Origin of the sequence: Formosa agariphila KMM 3901 (assembly GCF_000723205.1) — a bacterium.
GTDB lineage: Bacteria > Bacteroidota > Bacteroidia > Flavobacteriales > Flavobacteriaceae > Formosa > Formosa agariphila.
The window spans coordinates 3,770,301-3,795,629 of record NZ_HG315671.1 but is presented as its reverse complement, the minus strand read 5'-3'; the positions used below and the strand labels follow the sequence as shown (position 1 = coordinate 3,795,629).

At 34.6% G+C, this 25,329-nt stretch carries 24 protein-coding genes and 2 tRNA genes; 17 read left to right on the top strand and 9 right to left on the bottom strand.

The features are described 5' to 3' along the window. The first annotated feature begins 63 nt into the window (after positions 1-63). On the top strand, positions 64-738 hold the full coding sequence (locus BN863_RS15980) for a response regulator transcription factor (RefSeq protein ID WP_038532248.1): 675 nt from the start codon (positions 64-66) through the stop codon (positions 736-738). Next, positions 738-1,781: a sensor histidine kinase gene (locus BN863_RS15975; RefSeq protein ID WP_038532246.1), complete on the top strand. Its 1,044-nt coding sequence runs from the start codon at positions 738-740 to the stop codon at positions 1,779-1,781. The genes BN863_RS15980 and BN863_RS15975 overlap by 1 nt, the downstream gene beginning before the upstream one ends. On the opposite strand, the gene BN863_RS15970 is transcribed toward BN863_RS15975, so the two are convergent. Further along, the gene (locus tag BN863_RS15970) at positions 1,764-2,810 is read right to left on the bottom strand and encodes a glycosyltransferase (protein WP_038532245.1); all 1,047 of its coding nucleotides are present in this window, start codon (positions 2,808-2,810) and stop codon (positions 1,764-1,766) included. The genes BN863_RS15975 and BN863_RS15970 overlap by 18 nt on opposite strands. A 218-nt stretch (positions 2,811-3,028) precedes the next feature. On the opposite strand from BN863_RS15970, the gene trmB reads away from it, so the two are divergent. The 9 genes from trmB (at position 3,029) to BN863_RS15925 (ending at position 11,679) form a co-directional block, all read left to right on the top strand. Continuing rightward, positions 3,029-3,703 carry a tRNA (guanosine(46)-N7)-methyltransferase TrmB gene (gene trmB, locus BN863_RS15965; protein WP_038532244.1) on the top strand — a complete coding sequence of 225 codons (675 nt, stop codon included), beginning with the start codon at positions 3,029-3,031 and terminating at the stop codon, positions 3,701-3,703. 3 nt (positions 3,704-3,706) lie between these two features. Beyond that, positions 3,707-4,342, top strand: coding sequence for a LysE family translocator (locus BN863_RS15960; protein WP_038532243.1), 636 nt, complete (start codon positions 3,707-3,709; stop codon positions 4,340-4,342). After that, on the top strand, positions 4,342-4,689 hold the full coding sequence (locus BN863_RS15955; protein WP_038532242.1) for an MGMT family protein: 348 nt from the start codon (positions 4,342-4,344) through the stop codon (positions 4,687-4,689). Before BN863_RS15960 ends, BN863_RS15955 begins: the two co-directional genes overlap by 1 nt. A 58-nt stretch (positions 4,690-4,747) precedes the next feature. Then, positions 4,748-7,297: a M1 family metallopeptidase gene (locus BN863_RS15950; RefSeq protein ID WP_038532241.1), complete on the top strand. Its 2,550-nt coding sequence runs from the start codon at positions 4,748-4,750 to the stop codon at positions 7,295-7,297. Positions 7,298-7,507: 210 nt separating this feature from the next. Further along, positions 7,508-8,644 (top strand): Mrp/NBP35 family ATP-binding protein, encoded by a 1,137-nt coding sequence (locus BN863_RS15945; protein ID WP_038532240.1) that lies wholly within the window; start codon positions 7,508-7,510, stop codon positions 8,642-8,644. 3 nt (positions 8,645-8,647) lie between these two features. Next, a complete protein-coding gene (locus BN863_RS15940) occupies positions 8,648-8,887 on the top strand; it encodes a NifU family protein (RefSeq protein WP_038532239.1) in 240 nt (79 codons plus the stop codon). A 34-nt stretch (positions 8,888-8,921) separates the two neighbouring features. Beyond that, entirely contained in the window at positions 8,922-9,983 is a 1,062-nt protein-coding gene (locus tag BN863_RS15935; protein ID WP_038532238.1) for an NAD(P)/FAD-dependent oxidoreductase, read from the top strand. Positions 9,984-10,045: 62 nt separating this feature from the next. Continuing rightward, positions 10,046-10,381 carry a 2Fe-2S iron-sulfur cluster-binding family protein gene (locus BN863_RS15930; RefSeq protein ID WP_038532235.1) on the top strand — a complete coding sequence of 112 codons (336 nt, stop codon included), beginning with the start codon at positions 10,046-10,048 and terminating at the stop codon, positions 10,379-10,381. Positions 10,382-10,482: 101 nt separating this feature from the next. Continuing rightward, positions 10,483-11,679, top strand: coding sequence for an IS256 family transposase (locus BN863_RS15925; protein ID WP_038527458.1), 1,197 nt, complete (start codon positions 10,483-10,485; stop codon positions 11,677-11,679). A 141-nt stretch (positions 11,680-11,820) separates the two neighbouring features. Here BN863_RS15925 and BN863_RS15920 read toward each other — a convergent pair whose 3' ends face one another. From BN863_RS15920 to BN863_RS15900, 5 genes are all read right to left on the bottom strand, one after another. Further along, a complete protein-coding gene (locus BN863_RS15920; protein ID WP_038532234.1) occupies positions 11,821-12,720 on the bottom strand; it encodes a metallophosphoesterase family protein in 900 nt (299 codons plus the stop codon). 34 nt (positions 12,721-12,754) lie between these two features. After that, the gene (locus tag BN863_RS15915; RefSeq protein WP_038533815.1) at positions 12,755-13,933 is read right to left on the bottom strand and encodes an acyl-CoA dehydrogenase family protein; all 1,179 of its coding nucleotides are present in this window, start codon (positions 13,931-13,933) and stop codon (positions 12,755-12,757) included. Positions 13,934-14,030: 97 nt separating this feature from the next. Beyond that, complete coding sequence (locus BN863_RS15910) at positions 14,031-14,744, bottom strand: tRNA1(Val) (adenine(37)-N6)-methyltransferase (protein WP_038532233.1); 714 nt, start codon at positions 14,742-14,744, stop codon at positions 14,031-14,033. Positions 14,745-14,781: 37 nt separating this feature from the next. Beyond that, on the bottom strand, positions 14,782-15,312 hold the full coding sequence (gene rimM / locus BN863_RS15905) for a ribosome maturation factor RimM (RefSeq protein WP_038532230.1): 531 nt from the start codon (positions 15,310-15,312) through the stop codon (positions 14,782-14,784). 67 nt (positions 15,313-15,379) lie between these two features. Continuing rightward, positions 15,380-15,904: a 30S ribosomal protein S16 gene (locus BN863_RS15900; protein ID WP_038532228.1), complete on the bottom strand. Its 525-nt coding sequence runs from the start codon at positions 15,902-15,904 to the stop codon at positions 15,380-15,382. A 148-nt stretch (positions 15,905-16,052) separates the two neighbouring features. Between BN863_RS15900 and BN863_RS15895 the strand changes: the two genes are divergently transcribed. The 6 genes from BN863_RS15895 (at position 16,053) to BN863_RS15870 (ending at position 23,522) form a co-directional block, all read left to right on the top strand. Beyond that, a complete protein-coding gene (locus BN863_RS15895) occupies positions 16,053-16,553 on the top strand; it encodes a DUF6252 family protein (protein WP_038532226.1) in 501 nt (166 codons plus the stop codon). Between the two features lie 135 nt (positions 16,554-16,688). After that, positions 16,689-21,077 carry a DNA polymerase III subunit alpha gene (gene dnaE, locus BN863_RS15890; RefSeq protein WP_038532225.1) on the top strand — a complete coding sequence of 1,463 codons (4,389 nt, stop codon included), beginning with the start codon at positions 16,689-16,691 and terminating at the stop codon, positions 21,075-21,077. Positions 21,078-21,209: 132 nt separating this feature from the next. Then, positions 21,210-21,527 (top strand): thioredoxin, encoded by a 318-nt coding sequence (gene trxA / locus BN863_RS15885; protein ID WP_038532223.1) that lies wholly within the window; start codon positions 21,210-21,212, stop codon positions 21,525-21,527. An 83-nt stretch (positions 21,528-21,610) separates the two neighbouring features. Then, complete coding sequence (locus tag BN863_RS15880) at positions 21,611-22,540, top strand: DUF58 domain-containing protein (protein WP_038532221.1); 930 nt, start codon at positions 21,611-21,613, stop codon at positions 22,538-22,540. An 82-nt stretch (positions 22,541-22,622) separates the two neighbouring features. Next, positions 22,623-22,696: transfer RNA gene (locus tag BN863_RS15875), tRNA-Asp, on the top strand. Between the two features lie 752 nt (positions 22,697-23,448). After that, positions 23,449-23,522, top strand: a tRNA-Asp gene (locus BN863_RS15870). A gap of 285 nt (positions 23,523-23,807) precedes the next feature. Here the strand turns inward: BN863_RS15870 and BN863_RS15865 are convergent. The 3 genes from BN863_RS15865 to BN863_RS15855 all read right to left on the bottom strand — a co-directional run bounded on the left by BN863_RS15865 (position 23,808) and on the right by BN863_RS15855 (position 25,251). Further along, the gene (locus BN863_RS15865) at positions 23,808-23,996 is read right to left on the bottom strand and encodes a hypothetical protein (RefSeq protein WP_038532220.1); all 189 of its coding nucleotides are present in this window, start codon (positions 23,994-23,996) and stop codon (positions 23,808-23,810) included. Between the two features lie 99 nt (positions 23,997-24,095). Then, positions 24,096-24,479, bottom strand: coding sequence for a DUF3037 domain-containing protein (locus BN863_RS15860; RefSeq protein WP_038532219.1), 384 nt, complete (start codon positions 24,477-24,479; stop codon positions 24,096-24,098). Next, entirely contained in the window at positions 24,466-25,251 is a 786-nt protein-coding gene (locus tag BN863_RS15855) for a HipA family kinase (RefSeq protein ID WP_038532217.1), read from the bottom strand. Before BN863_RS15855 ends, BN863_RS15860 begins: the two co-directional genes overlap by 14 nt. Positions 25,252-25,329 lie beyond the last annotated feature (78 nt).

The window sequence follows — 25,329 nt, the reverse complement described above, 5'->3', positions numbered from 1 at the left end:
TTCTGTAATTGAATTTTATATATTTTATCTTTGAAGATTAAATAACACTCTAATAAAGTAAAAATGGATATAAAAATTTTGTTGGTCGATGATGAGCCTGATATTTTAGAAATCGTAGGTTATAATTTATCTTCTGAAGGGTATGAAGTCATTACAGCAGAAAATGGAATTGAAGCCGTTAAAAAAGCTAGAAAAGAAAAGCCACAATTAATCATTTTGGATGTCATGATGCCTGGAATGGATGGTATCGAAGCTTGTGAGCAGATTAGAAATATTCCTGAATTAAAAGATACAATTATCACATTTTTAACAGCTCGAGGAGAAGACTATTCTCAGGTAGCAGGATTTGATGCTGGAGCAGACGATTACATTACTAAGCCGGTTAAACCTAAAGTTTTAGTAAGTAAAGTAAAGGCATTACTTAGACGTTTAAAAGAAGAAACGGTTAACGAGTCTATTGTAAAAATAGGAAACTTAATAATCAATAGAGATGAGTATAAAATTGTTTTAGATGGCGAAGAAATTGTACTGCCTAGAAAAGAGTTTGAACTTTTATCTTTATTAGCCTCTAAGCCAGGAAAAGTGTTTAAACGTGAAGAAATTTTAGATAAAGTTTGGGGTAATGAAGTGGTTGTTGGTGGACGAACAATCGATGTGCATATTCGTAAACTTCGTGAAAAAATTGGCGACGATTGTTTTAAAACCGTTAAAGGTGTAGGGTATAAGTTTGTAGATTAATGTCGAAAACAATTAAGAAAACGTATAAGTTTGCATTTAAAACGGCATTCTTTTCAGCCCTGTTAGTTGCCTTTTTGCTTTGTATTTATTTATATGTATTTTTTACTATAAATATTCTTCATGTATTAGGGTTTAGTGTATTCTTTTTCGTAGTCGCTTTTGCTATCATACAATATCGTGTAGAGCGTTTTATTTATAAGCGTGTAAAGAAGATTTACGACGATTTAACTCTTCTAGAATCTACAAGTTTACGTAAAAAGCCCATTACTACAGATATGGCGACACTTACTCAAGAAATTGATAAGTATGCTAGAGACAAAAAGTTTGAGATTGAAACGCTACATGTTCGTGAAGAATATAGAAAAGAATTTTTAGGGAATATATCTCACGAATTAAAAACACCTCTTTTTACTGTACAAGGTTATATTTTAACCTTATTAGATGGTGCTGGAAATGATAAAAATATTAGAGAAAAATATTTAGATCGTGCTAGCAAAGGAGTAGAGCGCCTTATTTTTATTGTAAACGATTTAGATATGATTACCAAATTAGAAGTTGGTGATTTAAGTCTGCAAATGGAAAAATTTGATATTGTAGAACTTATTTCTAATGTGTTTGAAATGTTTGAAATGAAGGCTGCAAAAAAGCGCATAACCTTAACATTCGACAGAGATTATAATGACCCCATTTATGTATTCGCCGATAGAGAACGTATTTTACAGGTGCTTAATAATCTTATTGTAAATTCAATTAAATACGGTCACGACAAAGGGACTACCGAAGTTAGTATAGAGAATTTAATTAAAAATAAAGCAATTATTCGCGTAACCGATAATGGTGAAGGAATTGCTGAAAACCATATTCCGCGTTTATTCGAACGTTTTTACCGTGTAGATAAAAGTGGGTCGCGTAAAGAAGGTGGTTCTGGTTTAGGTCTTGCTATTGTGAAGCATATTATTGAAGCGCACGACGAAAAAATTTATATAGAAAGTGAATTAGGTGTGGGGAGCGAATTTTCATTCACCCTAGAAAAGTTTAAATAAATCTTTAAAATTGGCATTCGTATTTAAACCGTCTAAACCTTTGTATTCTTGAATGTGATCTAATTTGTCTATCGAGAAATCATCTTGTTTACAATACGGCACTAAATTTAATTCGTCTAATCGTTTCGCTAAATATTCTTGTTCAAACTGACCTGGTGTAGGGATAAAAAAGGCTTTCTTTCCTAAAACAGACAAATCCATAACAGTTGTATAGCCCGAGCGACAAAGCATCATACTGCTACTGTTTATGGCATCTTCTAGTTGTTGTCCTGCCATAAAATTGTAGACCGTAATATTCCCGATAGTTATTTTGCTTTGTGTTTCTTCAATCACACCTCTAACACACAAAATACGTTTAGTGCTTTGTTTATAGGCATCTAACAATTGGTTTTCTAAAAGGGTGCGCTGTGGTTCTGGACCAGATAATAATATCATTAAATCGTATAGCGGTTCAATTTGTGTTCTTTTAAAACGACTTAGCGGACCTAAATATTTAATAGGGATTTCAATGCCCTTCATATGTCCTAATTTTCCACTTAAACTAGGTTCGTTTTCGTGATCGGGAACCCAACATTCATTAAACTTTTCAATAACACGCTGATGCATTTTAGTACTCAGCCAAGTGGTGTTTCCGCTTAACACTTGTAATTGATGAGTAATAAATACAGATGGAATATTTTTACTGTGGACTCCCAAACGGTTGTCCGAAATAATGCCGTCTATGTTATAATTTTCAACAAGGTGTTTGGTTGCTTTTTTTTCGGCTTTAATAGCTTTTAGAAGTTTAGGTGAATCTTTTAAAAGTTTCAGTTTAAAAAAATGCCCTTTTTTAGCGTAGGTTACATCGTAAGCAGGAAGTTCAATAGTTTCAACCGTAGGAAATTCTTTTTTTAAAAGTGCCAACGCAATACCATCACTTGCAATTACAGGAGTGTAATTGTGTAAAATTAATTGGTTTATAATCGGGATACAGCGTGTGGCGTGACCTAGTCCCCAATTCAAAGGTGCAATAAGTATTCGTTTTTTCATAAATAAATAGAGGCTACCTCCTTTAATGTAATCAAATGCTATATCCTTAACCCTCGAAAGGATGTTTAAATATCTAAAAAAGGATTCAATTCAATATGTCTAAATGCTTATAAAACGGTTTTTAAATCATTAAATTTTAAAACTAAAGGCAAAAAAATTGTAAAGTGAAAGTCGTGTGCCGTATTTTTGAAGCTATTTTACAAGTAAATATATTTATAGTGGGGAGCAAAAATAAACTTAAACGATTTCAAGAAAACGAAACCTTTGATAATGTGTTTCAGCCAACGCGAGAAGAATTAGTCGATGGTAATTTTGAATTAAAAGGACATTGGAACGAAAAGGTGTTTAAAAATAACAACCCTTTAGTTTTAGAACTAGGTTGTGGAAAAGGAGAATATTCTGTAGGATTGGCTCAGAAATTTCCAGACAAGAATTTTATTGGAATCGATATTAAAGGTGCGCGTTTTTGGAGAGGAGCTAAAACTGCTGTAGAAGAAGGTATTCCAAATGTTGCATTTGTAAGAACCCAAATAGAATTGATTCAGCATGCGTTTGCAGAGAATGAAGTAGATGAAATTTGGATAACTTTTCCAGACCCGCAAATAAAATACAAGCGTACCAAACATAGAATGACAAATACTCACTTTCTTCAGAAATATAAGAGTATTTTAAAACCTGATGGTGTTGTAAATTTAAAAACCGATAGCGAGTTTATGCATGGGTATACTTTAGGATTGTTACATGGTGAAGGGCATGAAGTTTTATATGCAAACCACGATGTTTACAAGCAAGAAGGTAGCCCTGAGGAGGTTACAGAAATACAAACCTTCTACGAATCTCAATATTTAGTAAAAGGGAAAGCGATAACTTACATTAGATTTAAAATTAAATAAGTTTTGAATATTACGCTAATCTTCTTTTTAGGATTTATAGTGTCTTTTATAGGCGTTATTCCACCAGGACTGTTGAACATGACAGCAGCTAAAATTAGTTTAAAAGAAGGATATTCGCGTGGTATAATGTTTTCAGTTGGGGCCTGTATTATAGTGCTGGTTCAAACATTTATTGCTGTAATTTTTGCAAGATATTTAACTAAGCATCCCGATGTTGTAAATGTACTGCAGCGGGTTGCTTTGGTCATATTTATCTTGATTTCTGTGTATTTCTTTTTTATTGCAAAAGGCGATGGCGATGTGGCTAATAAAAACACGCCTGTAGCACGAAGTAAAAGGAGTCGATTTTTTCAAGGTATGCTTATGTCTGCTTTAAATATGTTTCCTATTCCTTTTCAGGCTTATATGAGTGTTACTTTAGCATCTTTTGGTTGGTTAACTTTTGAACAATCAGATATTCTAGCTTATGTTTTTGGTTCTGGTATAGGTTCGTTCGTCATGCTTTACTTGTATATGTTCTTTTTTGATAAGATTGAAAGCAAGCGTTTTAAATCGCAAAAGAACATGAATCGTTTTATAGGTGCTATTACTGCATTGGTAGCGTTAGTGACATTAATTCAAGTTATACGAGAAGGCTAATGAAACCAGAAACACTTCGTTTTTTCGATAAAGTTTATGAGGTTGTTAAGCAAATTCCCTACGGAAAGGTAACTAGTTATGGTGCAATTGCTAGGTATTTAGGTGCAGCCAAAAGCTCTAGAATAGTTGGGTATGCTATGAATGCTTCGCACAATATGGACGATGTTCCTGCACATCGTGTGGTAAATAGAAATGGGTTGTTAACAGGTAAATTTCATTTTGAAGGCACAAACCTCATGCAACAGTTATTAGAAAACGAAGGTGTGCCCGTTAAAAATAATCAGGTTCAAAATCTAAAGACCTATTATTGGGATCCTACCGAAGCCTTAGGCGAGTTAGAGGCATAGAAAAGCAACCACATTTGTAGTGGTTTTTATTATCTTGTAAGACTAATAAACGCTACTTATGAAGTTCAATATTGTTATTGCTTTAATTTTCTGTTGTCTATGGTCTTGCCAAAACAAAACAGACGAACAGTTTAAAACAGATCCCGGCGTATCTTGGGAGTTAGCAAAACATAGAAAAGAAACGCTATCTAATATTAATTATCATTTAAGTTTTAATCTTTCTGAAGATAAAACAGCTCCTATTCGTTCTAATTTAGAATTGCAATTTACACTTAATGATGTCGATGCGCCTTTAGTTTTAGATTTTAGTCCTAATAATGCAGAGGTACCTAAAGTCTTTATGGTCTCTGGAGCTATTGAGACTATCTATAAAGATGAGCATCTTATTATTCCACAACGCTATTTAAAAACAGGAGAAAACGCATTTAAAATTCAGTTTCAAGCCGGTGATCAATATTTAAATAGAAACGAGGAATATTTATATACGTTATCTGTGCCCGATCATGCTAGAGCTTTGTTTCCGTGTTTTGATCAACCAAACTTAAAAGCAACGTATAAATTAGAACTTGTTGCACCTAATAATTGGAGTGTGTTAAGTGCCACACATCCAGAATCGACAATTAAAACCGAAGCTCATACAACTTACGTTTTTAACACAACAGAGCTTATGAGTACGTATTTGTTTTCGTTTGTAGCAGGGAAGTTCGATGAGGTTTCAAGAGACAATCATCGGTTTATGTATAGAGAACAAGATTCGCTTAAGATTGCACAGAGTTTAGATCCCATTTATCAGTTGCATAAACATGCTTTATCCTTTTTAGAAGATTATACAAATTATGAATTTCCATTTAGCAAATTAGATTTTGCAGCCATTCCATTCTTCCCTTTTGGAGGTATGGAGCATGTGGGTGCAATTCAATATAAAGAATCTTCTTTGTTTTTTGAAGACTATATGCCGAAACTGAAACATTGGAACCGTGCGAATTTAATTTCGCATGAAGTTGCACATATGTGGTTCGGAAATTTAGTTACTATGGATTGGTTTAACGATGTATGGTTAAAGGAAGTCTTTGCCAATTTTATGGCAGCTAAAGTGGTAAATCCTAGTTTTCCAGAATTTAATTTTGAACTTTTAAATTTGGTAACTAAAGCGCCAAGTGCTTATGCTGTAGATCGTACTAAAGGTACCAATGCTATTCGCCAAAATCTGGATAATTTAAATAATGCAGGCAGTTTGTACGGCGGTATTATTTATAATAAAGCTCCGATTATGATGAACCAATTGGAGATGCTGTTAGGAAAAGAACAGTTTAAACTCGGACTTCAAGAGTACATAAAAACATATGCAAATAGCAATGCGACTTGGAACGATTTGGTAAGCATTTTCGATGCCAAGTCTAGCGCGGATATTAAGGCTTGGAGTGATGTTTGGGTAAATCAGTCTGGAAGGCCTGTCTTTACAAACGATATTGTTTATAAAGAAGACGTTATTCAATCGCTCACATTGCATCAAAAAGCAGAAGATGGAAGTGCGAATTTATGGCCTCAGCAATTGGAAGTTGCTTTAATATATTCAGATTCTATTGCAAAAAGGATAATTCATGTTCATGAAGCTTCACAAAATATTAGGTCTATTCAAGGGCTGCCAAAACCTAAGGCAATAGTATATAACAGCAACGGTTCTGGTTATGGCGTTTTTCCTATAGATGCAAATACGGCTCTAAATAGTTTTCAAATTCAAGACGATGTTGTTAGAGCTTCAAATTATATAAATACGTACGAGAATGCATTGTCTGGAAATATTCCGGTACAAACGGCATTACGTGCTTTCTTAAACGGATTGGAGCATGAAACCAACGAATTAATAATTAGTACTGTAAGTTCAGATTTTGGAAGCTTGTATTGGGATTTTCTAAGTGAAGCGGAGCGCGAAAAACTTCAACCAGAATTATCGAAAAGGTTATGGAACCGTTTAAATACAACTTTAACCACTTCGGTTAAAAAAAGTGTGTATGCTTCGTTTTCTAATTTAGCGTACCAAGACGAAAGTTTAAATCAGTTATACGCTGTTTGGAACAAAAATGTCACTATTGATAGTTTAAAATTAAACGAAAAGGATTTTACAAGTTTAGCCATGACATTGGCATTGTATGCACATCCTAAGCACGATAATATTTTAAATACCGCATACACTCAAATTACGAGTCAAGATGCCAAAGAACGCTTTCAGTTCTTGCGCCCTGCATTAGCGATACATTCTGCCGAGAGACAAGCCTTGTTTGAATCGTTTAAAAATGTTGAGAATAGAAAAAATACAGATTGGGTTTATACTGCAAATCAGTATATCCATCATCCATTACATCAAAAAGAAGCCATTGCGTATCTGCCTTTAAGTTTAACGTTGTTAGAAGATGTGAAAAATACAAGCGATTTATTTTTTCCGTTAAAATGGCTATCATCCACCATTGGTAACTATCAGTCCTCAGAAGCACAAATTATTTTAGATGATTATTTAAGTCAGAATCCCCATTTAAATCATCAATTAAAAGCGAAGCTTTTACAAGCTACAGATAATTTAAGTCGCTATCGAAACATGATTAAAAATTAAGTGTTTGTGCAGATTCAAATGAAATAGAAACTCAAGGGTGTAATTAACAAATCTTTGCCAAATAAGTGTTTCAATAATTAAACAATTCACAGTATATTTGTGACTTAGAATTAATCTAAATAAATAATTTCTGAAAATTACTGTAAGAGTGTCAATGTTAACTCTACTAAAAGCTTCTCTAGCTTATAATTTCACAAAGAATATATTAAAATGAAGATACAAAAAGAAGATGTTTTTAAAGCATTACAAACCATTACGGTTCCTGGTGAAGGACAAAATATGGTTGATAGTGGAGCTGTTAAAAATGTAATAGTTTTTGGTGATGAGGTTGTTGTAGATATTACCATTGCCAATCCTAGTTTACAAGCAAAAAAGAGAACTGAAGTCGATATTTTAAAAACCATTCACGAATTAGTTTATGAAAAAGCTAAAATTAAAGTGAATTTAAAAGTTGATGCTCCAGCGGCTAAACCTAAAAATGAAATTAAAGGGAAACAAATTCCTGGAATTAAAAATATAGTTGCAGTAGCGTCTGGTAAAGGTGGTGTAGGAAAATCTACAGTTACCGCAAACCTAGCTGTAACATTAGCAAAAATGGGCTTTAAAGTTGGTGTTTTAGATGCCGATATTTACGGACCATCTATGCCAATTATGTTCGATGTAGAAGCCGAACGTCCGTTATCGGTAACGATAGATGGAAAGGCTAAAATGAAACCTGTAGAAAATTACGGTGTAAAAGTATTGTCTATCGGATTCTTTACCAAGCCTGATCAGGCCGTAGTGTGGAGAGGGCCAATGGCTGCTAAAGCTTTAAACCAAATGATTTTCGATGCACATTGGGGCGAATTAGATTTCTTATTATTAGACTTACCTCCAGGAACAGGAGATATTCATTTAAGTATCATGCAGTCGTTACCAATAACTGGAGCTGTTGTGGTAAGTACACCTCAAAATGTAGCTTTAGCAGATGCTAAAAAAGGAGTGGCTATGTTTCAGCAAGAAAGCATCAATGTTCCTGTGTTAGGGATTATTGAAAACATGGCGTATTTTACACCAGAAGAATTACCAGATAATAAATATTACATCTTTGGTAAAGAAGGTGCTAAGCACTTAGCCGAAGATTTAAATGTGCCATTTTTAGGCGAATTACCTTTGGTACAAAGCATACGTGAAGCTGGAGATGTTGGTCGTCCAGCGGCATTACAAACAGCAACTATCTTAGAGAAATCTTTCGAGAAGTTAACTCAGAATGTAGTGGAAGAAGTGGTAAGACGTAATGATGATTTACCACCAACAGAAGCAATTAAAATTACCACGATGGCTGGTTGCTCATCAGTTAAAAAATAAGTTATGACTTCAGAAGAAATAAGATTAAATGTAGAGAAAGCGTTAGATGAGATTCGTCCTTTTTTAGAAAGTGATGGAGGGGATATTTCTCTAATTTCCATAGAAGATGATAAATTAGTACGTGTGCAACTTCAAGGCGCATGTGTTGGTTGTAGTGTAAACCAAATGACACTTAAGTCGGGTGTGGAAATGACCATTAAAAAGTACGTGCCACAAATAGAGCAAGTGATAAATGTAGAATAAAAAAGTAGGGATACTTTTTTTAAGATTATTATAAATGATTAAAACAGACATCTTAATTATTGGGGCAGGCCCAACTGGATTATTTACCGTTTTCGAAGCTGGATTGTTAAAATTAAAATGCCACCTCATAGATGCTTTACCGCAAGCTGGTGGACAATGTTCAGAATTATATCCTAAAAAACCGATTTACGATATTCCTGGATTTCCAGAAATTTTAGCGGGAGATTTAACTAAAAATCTTTTAGAGCAATCTAGACAATTCGAACCTGGGTTTACTTTAGGTGAACGTGCAGAAACGGTAGAGAAACAAGAAGATGGTTCGTTTATAGTAACCACAAATAAAGGAACAAAACACCAAGCACCTGTTGTAGCAATTGCAGGTGGGTTAGGAAGTTTTGAACCTAGAAAACCATTAATTCCTAACATTGCTTCTTTTGAAGATAAAGGTGTTGAATATTTTATTAAAGATCCAGAAGTTTATCGTGATAAACGTGTTGTAATTTCTGGAGGAGGAGATTCAGCCTTAGATTGGAGTATTTTCTTGGCAGATATTGCTTCAGAAGTCACTTTAATTCACCGTAGAAATGAATTTCGAGGCGCTTTAGATTCAGTAGAAAAAGTTCAGGAGTTAACGTCAAAAGGAAAGATAAAATTAATTACACCTGCCGAAGTTATTAACGTTATTGGTCATAATAAAGTTGAAGGTGTTGTGGTAGCGCAATCTCAGCACATCGATAAAGAATTTATTATAGAAACAGATCATTTTATTCCCTTATTCGGACTCTCTCCAAAGTTAGGTCCTATTGGAAACTGGGGATTAGAGATTGAAAAGAATGCTATTAAAGTAGATAACGCTTTAGATTATCAGACAAATATCCCGGGGATTTTTGCCATTGGAGATGTAAATATATATCCAGGAAAGTTAAAATTAATTTTATGTGGGTTCCACGAAGCCACGTTAATGTGTCAAGCGGCCTATAAAATTATTAATCCAGGTAAAAAATACGTGCTTAAGTATACAACTGTAAGTGGTATTGATGGGTTTGATGGTTCTAGAAAAGAATCACCAAAAGCTGTAGTTAAGGCTATTAAATAAAAAAATAAAAGTGTAGTTTTGGTCGACGTTTTATTAATCAACCAACCCGAGTAGTACAAACTATGGAAGAGCAAGATATAAATATAAAGATTACAGATAGAGACGGGGTAACACACGATGTTGTGGCACCTACAGATATGGCAATGAACCTTATGGAAGTGGTACGTTCTTACGAGCTAGCTCCAGAAGGCACAATTGGTGTTTGTGGTGGAATGGCCATGTGTGCATCATGTCAATGTTATGTGGAGTCTGATACAGAATTGCCGGAAATGCAAGACGACGAAGAAGCGATGCTTTCTGAAGCGTTTAATGTAAAAGACAATAGCCGTTTAGGATGTCAAATTCAAATGACACCAGAAATGGAAGGCTTAATTGTTACTTTAGCTCCAGAGAGTTAGAATAATTCGGCAGTATCTCATAAACTGTGTAAGTTTTAAAATCTCAGGTTAAATATTAATCTGAGATTTTTTTATTCATTAATTTTAACTTTTACACACTTATGAAACCAGAAGATTTATTAAACGAAGACTTTTTAAAACAATTCAAGAATGCACCAGAGCTAACATCCTTTTTAGAACAGTTGCACAAACGTGGTATTGAGAAGTTACTAGAAGGGGAACTAGATGCCCATTTAGACTACGATAAGCACAAAAAAAGTAAAGCAGCCAACCTTCGAAATGGTTACACTAAAAAGAAATTAAAATCCGTTTTAGGAGAAACAGAGATTCAAGTTCCTCGAGACCGTGATAGTTCTTTTAATCCTTTAATTGTAAAGAAAAGAGAAAGTACAACAGAAGGCATCGAAAATATTATTATATCGCTTTATGCCAAAGGCATGAGTAACAGTGATATTGAAGAACAAATACGTGAGCTGTACGATTTTAATATTTCTACATCCACTATTTCAAGGATTACAGATAAGATTACAGAAGATGTTATTGCTTGGCGGAACAGGCCTTTGGAGGCCACTTACCTAATTGTTTGGATGGATGGCATCGTATTTAAAGTTAGGGAAAACTCTAAAGTCATAAACAAGACTATTTATATTGCAGTAGGCCTGAGAACAGATGGCAAAAAGGAAGTCCTAGGATTATGGTTAGGTAAAAATGAATCTTCAGCCTTTTGGATGAGTGTTTTAACCGATATTAAAGCTCGAGGAACTCAAGATATACTTATCACAGCTACCGATAATTTAAATGGATTTACGGATACTATTAAAACTATTTTTCCGAAATCAACGACTCAAATTTGTGTTGTGCATCAAATAAGAAATTCGTGTCGTTACGTGGTCTGGAAGGACAAAAAGGAATTTACTCGTGACATGAAGCAAATCTATACTGCTCCTACAAAAGAAGCTGCCAAAGCTGCTTTAAATGACTTCAAAACTAAATGGGATTCTAAATATTCTTACGCCATTAAAAGTTGGGAAAATAATTGGGATGAGCTTACAGTATTCTTTGATTTTCCTATTGAAATAAGAACCATAATCTACACCACAAATCTTATAGAAAACCTAAATGGAAAGATACGGAAATACACAAAAAACAAACTCTCGTTTCCAACCGATGAAGCAGTTATGAAATCCGTGTTTTTAGCTTTGAGAGAAAGCACTAAAAAATGGACCATGCCAATCAGAAATTGGGGAGTGATACTAAATCAATTTTTAGCTATATTTGAAAACAGGATTAAGTTATAAATAACCTAACCCTGAAATTTTGAACTTACACACTTTTTAGGATAGTATCAATAATTCTTTCTGAATAAAAAATTAATACCCTAAATAGCTTATTTCAAAGTTGTTTAGGGTATTGTTGTATTGCAAATATTGAAAATACATTTAAGAAGTCTTATAATCTTTCAATTTCTTAGGTCCATCTAATACGGTTCTTACAATTCTAAAATAGCCCTCATCTGTTGTAGAGGTGTCCCATTTTATAAGCGAAATTTCTCCGTTTTCAATTTCAATTCCTGTAATGCTATGCGGATGTACACAGCTACCGTCATTAAAGAAGGCTATGTGTCCTGGATTAGGAAAACGTGGTCTGTGGGTATGCCCTGCAATTGTAATTAAGTTGTTTTTACTTTTAATCCACTTTTTTATAAGGCGCTCAATACGGATTAATTCGGTGTAATTTTTTCCAGGTCTTGTAGGGTCCGAAATTCCAATTACATTTAAAGGTTTCCACAACACTTGCACTAAAAACCGACTTAATTTCCAGCAATCGTAGTTCCACCAATCGGCTTGATGGCCATGCGTTAAAAAGATTTCTTGCTGCGTCTGTTTGTGTTTTAAAATGATGCCTTCATGAATCTTAATGTCGGTAAATAATGGGTGTTCTAAACCTGTTTTAGGGTCGAAAAAAGTACTTAAATGTTTCTCAACGTAGTTCGGTTTACGGTAAACCATATCGTGATTTCCCCAAATTAAATCTAAACGGTTTTCGTCGTAAAAGGCCTTCATAACCATATACACATTTTTATGTGCTTCGAATATGGATTTAAAGGAAATGTTTTCCCATAATTCGTCTCCATCTCCTAGTTCACAGTAATGAAACCCGTTTTTAAAGTATTGTTGTAAGGCGTGGTAATAGGTGTTTCTGTTATGAGCAAAATCGTCGGCAATACTGTTATCACCACGATGGCAATCGCTAAAGAAAACAAATTTAGACGTGTCATCAAATTCAATAACTTTAGCAGTATTATAAGCGCGATCTAATCTTTTTTGAGATGAAAACATACCCTAAATATACATGAAAAAACATATTTAAATATTACTTAAAAGCATTTAAACCTGTAATGTCTAATCCTGTAATTAAGAGGTGAATGTCGTGAGTCCCTTCATAAGTAATTACACTTTCAAGATTCATAGCATGACGCATAATGCTGTACTCTCCAGTAATCCCCATGCCGCCAAGCATTTGTCTTGCATTTCTAGCAATGGTAATCGCCATGTCTACATTGTTGCGTTTAGCCATAGAAATTTGAGCAGAAGTTGCTTTATTTTCGTTTTTTAAAACCCCAAGTCGCCACGTTAATAATTGTGCTTTGGTGATTTCTGTAATCATTTCGGCTAATTTTTTCTGTTGAAGCTGAAACTGACCGATAGGTTTTCCAAATTGCATGCGTTCTTTACTATAGCGCAAGGCTGTATCGTAACAATCCATCGCAGCACCAATAGCTCCCCAAGCAATACCATATCTGGCAGAATCTAAGCAGCCAAGCGGCGCACCTAGTCCGGATTTATTTGGTAATAGATTTTCTTTTGGAATTTTTACATTATCGAAAATTAATTCGCCTGTTGCTGAAGCTCGTAACGACCATTTGTTATGTGTTTCTGGAGTGGTAAAGCCTTCCGTGCCACGTTCCACAATTAAACCATGTATACGACCAGTTTCATCTTTTGCCCAAACCACAGCAACTTGTGCAAATGGCGCATTCGAAATCCACATTTTGGCACCATTTAAAAGATAGTGGTCTCCCATATCTTTAAAGTTGGTAGTCATTCCAGACGGATTAGAACCATGGTCTGGTTCTGTTAATCCAAAGCATCCAATCCATTCGCCACTCGCTAATTTTGGTAAATACTTTTTGCGTTGTGCTTCATCTCCATATTTCCAAATGGGATACATTACCAAGGACGATTGTACCGAAGCGGTACTGCGAATACCAGAATCGCCACGTTCTATTTCTTGCATGATTAAACCATACGAGATTTGATCTAATCCGGCACCTCCATATGCTTCTGGTATATAAGGGCCAAATGCACCAATGTCTGCCAATCCTTTAATAAGTTGTTTCGGAAATTCTGACTTCTGAGCGAAGTCTTCAATAATAGGAGAGACATCGCGTTTTACCCATGATCGTGCAGCATCTCGAACTAATTTATGTTCGTCGGTTAAAAGTTCGTCTAGGTTGTAATAGTCTGGTGCTTCAAATACATCTGGTTTCATAAAGCGCATGTTTTTAGATAAAAGCGAGTTGCTTTTGTCTTTTTGTGGAACAATCGTCAATCTAATTACTCAAATTTAACGATTACTCGGCAGAACATTACATCTTTAAATAGAAATCTTTAGTAAGGTTAATGTAGTCTTCAGTATAATTATGACGTTCGTTTTCAATAATTAAAGTGTTTGTTTCAATAGCTGTTTTTGAAAATGAAAATTGCATTAAACTGCGCTTAATTTCTGAATTTGGATTGCCTTTAACATGTAGAATTTTGTTGGGAAATAAGTCTACTTTTGAGGCTAAATCAATCATATTTGCTTCCTCTTTAAAAGGGACAATCACACAAAACACACCATGTTTAGATAATAATTTTGAGGTGCTTTCTATTAAATGATCAAACGGAAGCGCATCTGCAAAACGTGCTAAATCACGTTGTTCATTATCGGTTTTAAAATCTTCAGAGTAGAATGGCGGGTTTGAGACAATCAGGTCGTATTTGTCTTCAATTTCATCAACAAATTCTTCTAAGGCAGCGTGATAACAAAATAGGCGGTCTCCCCAAGGAGCGTTTTCAAAATTATCTACACATTGTTCGTAAGCTTCATCATCAATTTCCATTGCATCAATGAGTTCTGCCGAACTACGCTGGGCTAGCATAAGTGCAATTACACCTGTTCCTGCTCCAATATCAAGAATAGAAAACGGATGATGGTCGATGCTTGCCCATGCACCAAGTAACACGCCATCTGTGCCAATTTTCATGGCGCAGCGGTCTTGATTAATGCTAAATGCTTTGAATTTAAATGGTTTGCTCATAGTAAAAGTTGTAGTGCGTCATTCTAAAGAATGACATTTAGTCTTCTAAATATAAATCAATTAAACCTTCGGGAGTTTCAACAAAAATTGTTTTGTTAGGCTTGTCTACTTTCGAGATAAATTCGTCGTTCATCGGAATTAAGATTTCAATACCATCGCGATCTATTTCAAAAAGTGCTTGAGCAGTAGAATCGTTAATTGATTTAATGATACCTACTTTTCCAAAATTATTATCTTCGACAGTAAAGCCTATAATTTCGTGGAAATAGAATTTATTACCTTCTAATTCGGGTAAAAAACTAAGCGGTAAATATAAATCTGATTTCAATAAAGCATCTGCATCTGCTTCAGAATCTACATCTTCAAACTTTATACGGAGTAATTCTGATTTGTGAAGTTGAGACGATTCGATAAAAAATGGTACTAAATTGTTTCGTAAATCAATAAACACCGAATCCATATCTTCGAATAATTCAGGTTCGTCTGTATCTAGTTTTATAAGAAGTTCACCTTTAAAACTATATTTTTTTACAATCTTTCCAAGAAAGAAACAGTCTTCTTTTTTCATAATATTTTAAATAAAAAAAACCCGACAACGAGTTGTCAGGTTTTAAAAGTATAAAAAAATTAATTTTTTATTCCTCTTCGTTAGAAGTTTCTTCTGCAGGTTCAGCATTAGCAGCTTCTTCAGCAGCTTTTGCTTCTGCTTCAGCCTCAGCGGCAGCAGCAGTTCTTGCATCATTAACAGCTTTTTCAGCATCTAAAGCTTTTGCTTTTGCATCAGCTTCAGCTTTTGCTAAACCATCTTCCTTAGAAGTTACTTTAGCAGCTTTTTCTTCAACCCAAGCAGTAAATTTAGCTTCTGCTTGCTCTTCAGTTAAAGCACCTTTTCTAACACCACCAGCAAGGTGATTTTTAAGCATTGCACCTTTGTAAGATAAAATAGCTTTTGCAGTATCTGTAGGTTGTGCACCGTTTTGTAACCAAGTTACAGCACCGTTTACATCTAATTCGATAGTTGCAGGGTTTGTGTTTGGATTGTAGATACCTAATTTTTCTAAGTATTTACCATCTCTTTTTGATCTTGCATCAGCTGCAACGATCCAGTAAAAAGGTTTCCCTTTTTTACCATGTCTTTGTAATCTAATTTTTACTGGCATAATAATTAATTATTTGAGGTTCTCGACCTCTGTTATTAATAAGGGCGCAAAGATACTATAAAAATTTAATATTCAATAACTTAATTTAAATGAAATGATAAGCATTATTTGTCTTATTTTTGAATCCCTAATTCAAAGATTTTATAGTATGAGAACATGGCTTTTAGTGCTTTTAGTGATGCTAACGTGTTTAGGTTGCGAAGAAAATATAGAATTTAATGCTCCTGCACTTCAGGCGAATAAAGACGGAGAGTTTTGGAAATCAATTTCTCAAGGTGTTTCAGAATCGTCTAACGTGTTAACTATTTCTGCACGTTTAAATGGGGAAGTAATTACACTTGAAGTGCCCTCAAATGGCAACGATACTCTCTTTGAATTGGGAGCAGGAAAAACACCAAAGGCCACATATTTAGATGCGAATAATGTTATGTATACTACACTATTTAGTGCCGTAAATGACACTTTAACAACTAATATAGACGAAAGTGTTATTTTTCATTCAGAAGGTCAAATAGAAATTGATGATATTAATAACACTGAAGGATTTGTGAGTGGTAAATTTTGGTTTACAGCTTATGATTCATTAGGATTAAATAAGGTAAATTTTAATAATGGCGTGTTCTACCAAGTGCCATTTTCTACAGAATAAAGTTAATTTTTTAAGTCTAATATTAAGCAGCACATGATGTTGCTTTTTTTGTTTATAAAAGGTTGTTAAGAGCGGTCGAAAACCCCTTAATTATTCTTACTTTTAACCTCCTCATTTTTTAGCACAAAAAATTTTATGTACTTAATATTCGATACCGAAACTACAGGTTTACCAAAGCGTTGGGATGCCCCAATTACCGACTCAGATAACTGGCCAAGATGTATTCAAATTGCATGGCAATTACACGATGAGCTAGGAAATTGTATCGAGCATCAAGACTATTTGGTGAAACCAGAAGGTTTTAATATTCCTTACGATGCAGAAAAAATTCATGGTATTTCTACAGAATTAGCCGAGGAGCAGGGTATTACGTTAGCAGAAGTTTTAGAGAAATTCAATATTGCGCTTAGTAAAACAAAGTTCGTTGTAGGGCAGAATGTCGGATTCGACCTTAATATTATGGGAGCCGAATTTCATAGGGAAGCTGTTGCTAATCAGTTACAAGAACTTCCGGTATTAGATACGTGTACAGAACTTACTGCTAAATTATGTCAGATTCCTGGAGGACGAGGAGGTCGATTTAAATTACCAACATTAACAGAACTGCATCAGTTTCTGTTTAATAAACCGTTTGGTGAAGCACATAATGCCACTGCCGATGTGGAAGCAACGACGCGTTGTTTCTTTGAATTAATCCGAAGAAAACAATTTACAGTTGAAGCCTTAGATGTACAGTCAGATTATTTCGAGCGTTTTAATAAGGCGAATCCGCAAGAAATTCAGTTGATAGGTTTAAAACACATCAACTTAAAAAAGGCAAGTGCTAAAATTAATGAGCGTTTACAAAAAGCACAAGCAACAGATCTTTCTGCTGCCGAAATCAAGCAAAACATATCGGAGTTATCCGATGTTAATTTCGCACATTTACATAATCACTCACAATTTTCGGTATTACAGTCTACTATAAGTATCCCCGATTTAGTTGGTGCTGCTGCGAAACAAAATATGATTGGAGTAGCACTTACCGATCATGCCAATATGATGGGAGCATTTCACTTTGTTAGAGCTGTTATCAATCATAATAAAGGTGTTCAGGCTAAAAATGAAGAAGCTATCGCAGCAGGGAAAGAGCCTACTTTAAATGAAATGAAACCTGTTTTAGGGTGCGAATTTTTTGTTTGCGAAAATCATTTAGATAAATCGAGAAAAGATAATGGATATCAGATTGTCATTATCGCAAAAAATAAAAATGGGTATCATAATTTGGCAAAATTATCGTCTGCAGCATTTACAGATGGATTTTATTATGTACCAAGAATTGATAAAAAATTAATCGAACAATATAAAGAAGACCTCATTGTTTTTACAGGAAACCTATATGGTGAAGTGCCAAGTAAGGTTTTAAATGTAGGTGAAAACCAAGCTGAAGAAGCCCTAATTTGGTGGAAAGAGCAGTTTGGAGATGACCTTTATATCGAGTTAATGCGTCATAATCAAGAAGACGAAAATCGTGTTAACCCTGTATTAATAGAGTTTTCTAAGAAGCATAATGTAAAATTAATAGCGACAAATAATACGTATTATGTAGACCAAAAAGATGCTAATGCACACGATATTTTATTATGTGTTCGCGATGGAGAAAAGCAATCTACGCCAATAGGTCGTGGTCGTGGTTACCGTTATGGTATGCCAAATCAAGAGTATTATTTTAAGTCTTCAGACGAGATGAAGGCGCTCTTTAAAGATGTTCCTGAAGCTATTAGTAATATTCAGGAAGTTGTCGATAAAATTGAAGTTTTCGAATTAGCTCGAAATGTATTATTACCTAAGTTCGATATTCCAGAAAAATTTCAACACCCCGAAGATGATATCGATGGTGGAAAGCGTGGAGAAAATGCTTTTCTAAGAGATATTACATATAAAGGTGCTAGAATCCGATATGGTGAGGAGCTTTCACCCGAAGTAATTGAACGATTAGATTTTGAACTATCGGTTATTGAAAAAACAGGGTATCCTGGGTATTTCTTAATTGTAGAAGATTTTATCCGTGAGGCACGAAAAATGGATGTGTCTGTAGGTCCGGGGCGTGGTTCCGCCGCAGGATCTGTAGTCGCGTATTGCTTATGGATTACCAATATCGACCCGATGTTGTACAATCTGCTTTTCGAGCGTTTCTTGAATCCCGATCGTGTGAGTATGCCCGATATCGATATTGATTTCGATGATGAAGGTCGAAGTCGTGTTATGGATTATGTGATTGAAAAATACGGAAGTAATCAGGTTGCACAAATTATTACGTATGGTACTATGGCGGCAAAGTCGTCTATTCGAGATACCGCACGTGTATTAGATTTACCACTTTTTGAAGCCGATAGAATTGCGAAGTTAATCCCTAATATGTCTAAGCTTCATAAAATATTTGGACTAGATGAAAAGGGGTTAAAAGAAAAGTTTAAAGCAGAAGATTTAGAGAAAGTTAATGAGCTTATAAGTCTAGCTGAAGGGAATAATCTTGAAGCAGAAACCTTAAACTTAGCGAGACGTTTAGAAGGCTCGGTAAGAAATACAGGGATTCATGCCTGTGGTGTAATTATTACGCCAGACGATATTACCAAGTTCGTTCCAGTGTCTTTGGCAAAAGACTCTAATTTGTATGTTACTCAGTTTGACAACTCGGTTGTGGAAGATGCAGGGTTACTAAAAATGGACTTCTTGGGGTTAAAAACGTTAACCCTAATTAAAGACACTGTTAAAATTGTAAAAGCAAAACACGACATCGATCTTGATCCGGAGAATTTTCCGCTAGACGATGTTAAAACATATGAGTTGTTCCAACGTGGGGAAACGGTTGGGGTGTTCCAATACGAATCTCCTGGAATGCAAAAACACATGCAGGCGCTAAAGCCCACTGTTTTTGATGACCTTATCGCCATGAACGCCTTGTATAGACCAGGGCCAATGGAATATATCCCGAGCTTTATTAGTAGAAAGCATGGAGATGAAGAAATTGAGTACGATTTACCAGCGATGGAAGAGTACTTAAAAGAAACCTACGGTATTACGGTTTACCAAGAGCAAGTAATGCTTTTATCGCAAAAGTTGGCAGATTTCACGAAAGGTGAAGCCGATGTCTTGCGTAAGGCGATGGGTAAAAAGCAAATTGCTGTACTGGATAAAATGAAACCTAAATTCATTGATCAAGCAAGTGCAAAAGGTCATGATGCTAAGAAATTAGAGAAGATTTGGAAAGACTGGGAAGCCTTTGCGAGTTACGCCTTTAACAAATCGCACTCGACATGTTATGCTTGGATTGCTTATCAGACCGCTTATTTAAAAGCGCATTATCCTGCCGAGTACATGGCCGCTGTATTATCGAATAATATGAACGATATTAAGCAGGTTACCTTCTTTATGGAGGAATGTAAACGTATGAAGTTGGATGTACTTGGTCCCGACGTAAATGAATCGTTTTATAAGTTCTCTGTAAACGATGATTATGCTGTACGTTTTGGTATGGGAGCTGTAAAGGGTGTAGGACATGGCGCGGTAATGACAATTGTAGAGAATAGAGAAAAAGACGGGCATTATAAATCTATCTTCGATTTTGCTAAACGTATCGATTTACGTGCAGCGAATAAAAAAGCATTCGAAAATCTTGCGTTGGCGGGAGGTTTCGATTGTTTTGCAGATACGCATCGTGCTCAGTATTTCCAAGATGAAGGCGATGGCATCACGTTTTTAGAAAAAGCGGTTAAATACGGAAATAAGCATCAGGAAAATGAAAATTCTGCGCAAGTAAGTTTATTTGGAGAAGCAAGTGATGTTCAAATAGAAGAGCCTCTAGTGCCGCCGGCAGAAGAGTGGGGAACTATGGAGAAGCTAGCTCGAGAAAAAGAAGTTGTTGGTATTTATATATCAGGGCATCCTTTAGATGATTTTAGAATTGAAATGAAGAATTTCTGTAATGCGAATTTAAGTATGCTCAGAAATTTAGAAGCCTGTTTAAATGCCGAACTTACTTTTGGAGGTGTTATTACAGATGTGCAGCATCGCGTTAGTAAGATGGGAAAAGGTTGGGCGATGTTTACTATAGATGATTATAACGACAGTTTTGAGTTTAGAATTTTTGGTGAAGATTATTTAAAATTCAGACACTTTTTTGTGGTAAATAGCTTTGTGCATGTTAAAGTATTTGTGCGTGAAGGTTGGGTAAATAAAGATACCGGAAAGAAGAGTGAACCGCGAATACAATTTAATAGTTTTCAGTTGTTGCACGATGTTATGGATCAGTATGCTAAAAAGCTATCTGTACAGTTAAACGTTGCAAATTTAACCGAAACTAAAGTCACCGATTTAAAACAATTGTTTGATACGCATATTGGAACTAAACTGTTGAATTTTTTAGTTTATGATTTAGAAGATAAAGTAAAATTACCAATGGTAAGTCGTACGCAAAAGATAACCATATCGCAAGAATTATTACATGCGTTAGAAGATCGCGATGTATTTTATAAGTTGAATTAATTAAACAACGATTAAAAGCATCAATTAAGACAATTTAGCAATAAAAAAAACAAATAGTAAGCATGTAAGGTTTCGCAAAATTTTTGACTAATTTTGCATAATAACAAGTAGAACTTTTAAAATATAAATATAATGGCATTAGAAATAACAGACGCGAATTTTGAAGAAACTGTATTAAAAAGTGATAAACCTGTAGTGGTTGATTTTTGGGCAGCTTGGTGTGGACCTTGCCGTATGGTAGGACCAATTATTGATGAAATTAGTACAGAATACGATGGTAAGGCTGTAGTAGGTAAAGTAGATGTTGATGCAAATCAAGACTTTGCTTCTAAATATGGTGTACGTAACATTCCTACTGTTTTGGTGTTTCAAAACGGAGAAGTTGTTGGTCGTCAAGTAGGTGTTGCTCCTAAAAAAGCATACACAGACGCTATCGATGAGCTTTTGTAATAGAAATAAACATATAACATGTAATTAAAGGTTTGGCTTAGTGCTAAACCTTTTTTATTTTTAGATGGTATTAAAAACAATTCATGGATTTAAAAGAAGAGTTACAACATGTAGGCGGATTTGTTAATCTGGAATTGTTGGCAAAACAAGTTGTTGAAGGCTTTATAGCTGGTATGCATAAGAGTCCGTTTCATGGATTTTCAGCAGAGTTTGCCGAGCATAAAATTTATAATCAAGGGGAAAGTACAAAGCATATCGACTGGAAGTTGTTTGCTAAAACCGATAAATTATATACCAAACGTTACGACGAAGAAACCAATTTGCGTTGTCATCTTATCATTGATAATAGTAGTTCTATGCATTATCCAGATGTTAAGAACTTTTCACTCAATCATCTAAATAAAATAGCTTTTTCATCTTTGGCTTCGGCGTCTATTATGCATATGCTTAAACGGCAACGAGATGCTGTAGGCTTAAGTATATATAGCGATACTTACGAGTATTATGCGCCAGAAAAAGGAAGTGATAGACATCGGCATATGCTAATTAATGAATTAGAACGTGTGGTTGTATCCAATCCTAAGGAGAAAACAACAGATACCTATACGTACTTGCATCACATTGCAGAAAATTTACATAAACGGTCTTTGGTTGTTCTTTTTACAGATATGTTCCAAGAGTCGGCAAAAGATGATCAATTATTTGAAGCCCTTCGTCATTTAAAATATAATAAGCACGAAGTGGTGCTGTTTCATGTGTTTGATAAGGATAAGGAATTGCATTTTAACTTCGATAATACACCTAAACGGTTCTTAGATGTTGAGACAGGTGCTTATATAAATGTCTATGCCGGCACTATTAAAGCGAATTATGAAACTGAAATTTTAAAGTATTTTGAAGCTTTAAAGTTAAAATGTGCTCAGTATAAAATAAAATATGTGGAAGCCGATATAAATAAAAATTTCGATAACATATTGACAACCTTTATGGTAGAGCGTTCTAAGTTCTTGTAGTGAATAGAGCGACGAAAAAAAACAAATAAAATGTTTGTGTATTTAAAAAAGGAGTGTATATTTGCACTCGCAATAACGCAACGGTCTGGTAGTTCAGCTGGTTAGAATACCTGCCTGTCACGCAGGGGGTCGCGGGTTCGAATCCCGTCCAGACCGCAATATTGCTAAAAGCCTCAAGCAATTGAGGCTTTTTTTATGCAATACAAAGTAGTTGTGTTGTTAGATAAATGTAATGTTTATCTAAGGTTTAAGTTGTTAAACCAATGAAAGGCTTTCCTTTTTTCAAACTTGAAAATTGGGATGCTTTTTTATTTTATGGGTATTTTGTTTTCATGTTGATTTACTTTGGATTATTCCTCTTAGTTGTGTTTATGCATATATTGTAGTTTATCTAAACAGAAAAAAATCTATATTTCTTTGTTCTCGACTTCGCTCGAACATCCTAGAGAGATATCATGATTTTACTGTTTTGCTAATAATATAGAAGAGAGGTTTAGAGATTAAATACCGTAAATTTAAATGGTATTTAAGCAAAGTCATGTATCTCTTATGATAATCCTTGACTTAGGATACAATCAAACTGTTTTTTAATTTCACTTACTTTTTAGGTGGAGTGCATATTGGTTTAAATTCAATAATGCGTTTTTTTGTTTTCGACTCCACTCGAACACTTTAGGGAGATGTCGTGATTTAGCTGTTATATTAATTATCTAGAAGAGATGTTGAGATATTACCCGTATATCATAGAAATTATAGACTTTGTATCGCAACGTTTTTATTGTAATTAGTTGTTTTATATTGTATTATGATTCTCGTTTTTTAATACTTAATTTAAATATTAAAATTTTTCAATAATTATAGTTGTAATATAAAAAAGGGATGTATATTTGCACTCGCAATAACGCAACGGTCTGGTAGTTCAGCTGGTTAGAATACCTGCCTGTCACGCAGGGGGTCGCGGGTTCGAATCCCGTCCAGACCGCAATATTGCTAAAAGCCTCAAGCAATTGAGGCTTTTTTTATGCAATACACGATAGTTGTGTTGTTAGATAAATGTAATGTTTATCTAAGGTTTAAGTTGTTAAACCAATGAAAGGCTTTCCTTTTTTCAAACTTGAAAATTGGGATGCTTTTTTTATTTTAAAGCAGTTTGACTTCTAGTCCTTTTTAAAAATCATTCAATTTTAATAGGTTTCAGGAAACCATCATTAAATGTGTAGAAAAGATGGTGTAATTATATAGTATAAATGTAGCTATATTTGTAAAATTAGTTTAAAAATATAGCAGTAATTGCCACAGCCGCAATGAGTATTAAAAGAAAAATAATAACAACAAGACTAGTACGTTTTGTGGTTTTATCTTTTTGAAAAATATAATCGCGAGTAGGATTGTTTTCTTCTTTTACAAAGGCTGTATCTAAATTGTTTTCTTTATTTTTTCTGCTTTTAGGTTCCATAATATTCAGTTTTTTTAATAGACATAAACTTAAATATTACTTCTCAACCATCTTAGCTTAAATGCATTAAATGGTAATGCAATGCATCGTATTATAAAATCATAAAACTAATTCTTCAAATAAACGTTGGGCCGTTTTTTCTAAATCATGACACATGCCAGGATGTGGTCTTGAGGTTTGTATGGCAGAACTTCTAACCGCTGTTAGCCATCTAAACCGAGAAGGAATATCCATTTCTGCTATTGGGCCACCAGCTGTTGTTCCATCGGCCGTAGCTTCAAAAGCTTTTATGTTTTTTTGAAGTTGTTCAATATCAAAATCTTCAGAAAATAGTTTTATTTTTTCAGTAGGAATAGCGTGTAAAACCGTTATAAATTTATGGCGTTTACTAAACAGTATAATACCAATATTTATAAATTCTTCACGCTCTAATTTCGGAACAACCCGAATTATGGCATATTCGTATAATTTAAGCTCTTGCATGTTCAATTTCATTTACAAATAGTTCAGAATGGGCTAGACGAGTAGTTAGGAAGTTAAAGTACACTTTACGAATGTCGTCTGCAGTTTCGTTTATATCTTCCCATTGTAACCATACATCAGGTATAGTATCAACTATACTTTTTAATAGTTCAGGAGTTAAAAGTGCTTTAAACTCGGCATCTACAGCTTTTATTTTTGAAGCTTGTGGCAATAAAACATGGTCCTTAATGAGTTTAAACGGACTTTTTGCCGATTGTTCCCAGTTGCTCCAGGAATGATGAAAATATAAACATGCACCGTGGTCTATTAGCCAAAGTTCTTTATGCCAAATGAGCATATTGGTGTTTTTAAATGTACGGTCTACATTAGTGATAAAAGCATCAAGCCAGACAATTTTAGAAGCTAAGGTTTCATCTACAATAGTAACTGCAGGATCGAAAGTAATGGCTCCAGATAAAAAATGTAAAGCGAGATTTAAACCTTGGCTACCTTGTAAAAGATCTTGAATTTCTTCGTCGGCTTCTGTGCGCCCAAAAGCTTCGTCTAAATGCGCAAAAACCAATTCGGGTAATTGTAAATTTAAGGCTTTGGCTATTTGTCCGCCAATCAGCTCGGCAATTAATGCCTTGGTGCCATGTCCTGCGCCTTTAAACTTTAAAACGTATTTAAAATCGTCGTCGGCTTCGGCTAAAGCAGGTAGCGAACCACCTTCTCGTAACGCCATCATGTAGCGTGTAACGTTAACGTGTCTTAATTCAAAATTGTGTGTCATACCTAAAAACTAGAATGCAAATTTAGTGATTAAGTATGGTTTAGTTTCTGTTTTTATATTAAACCATTTTAAGTTTGT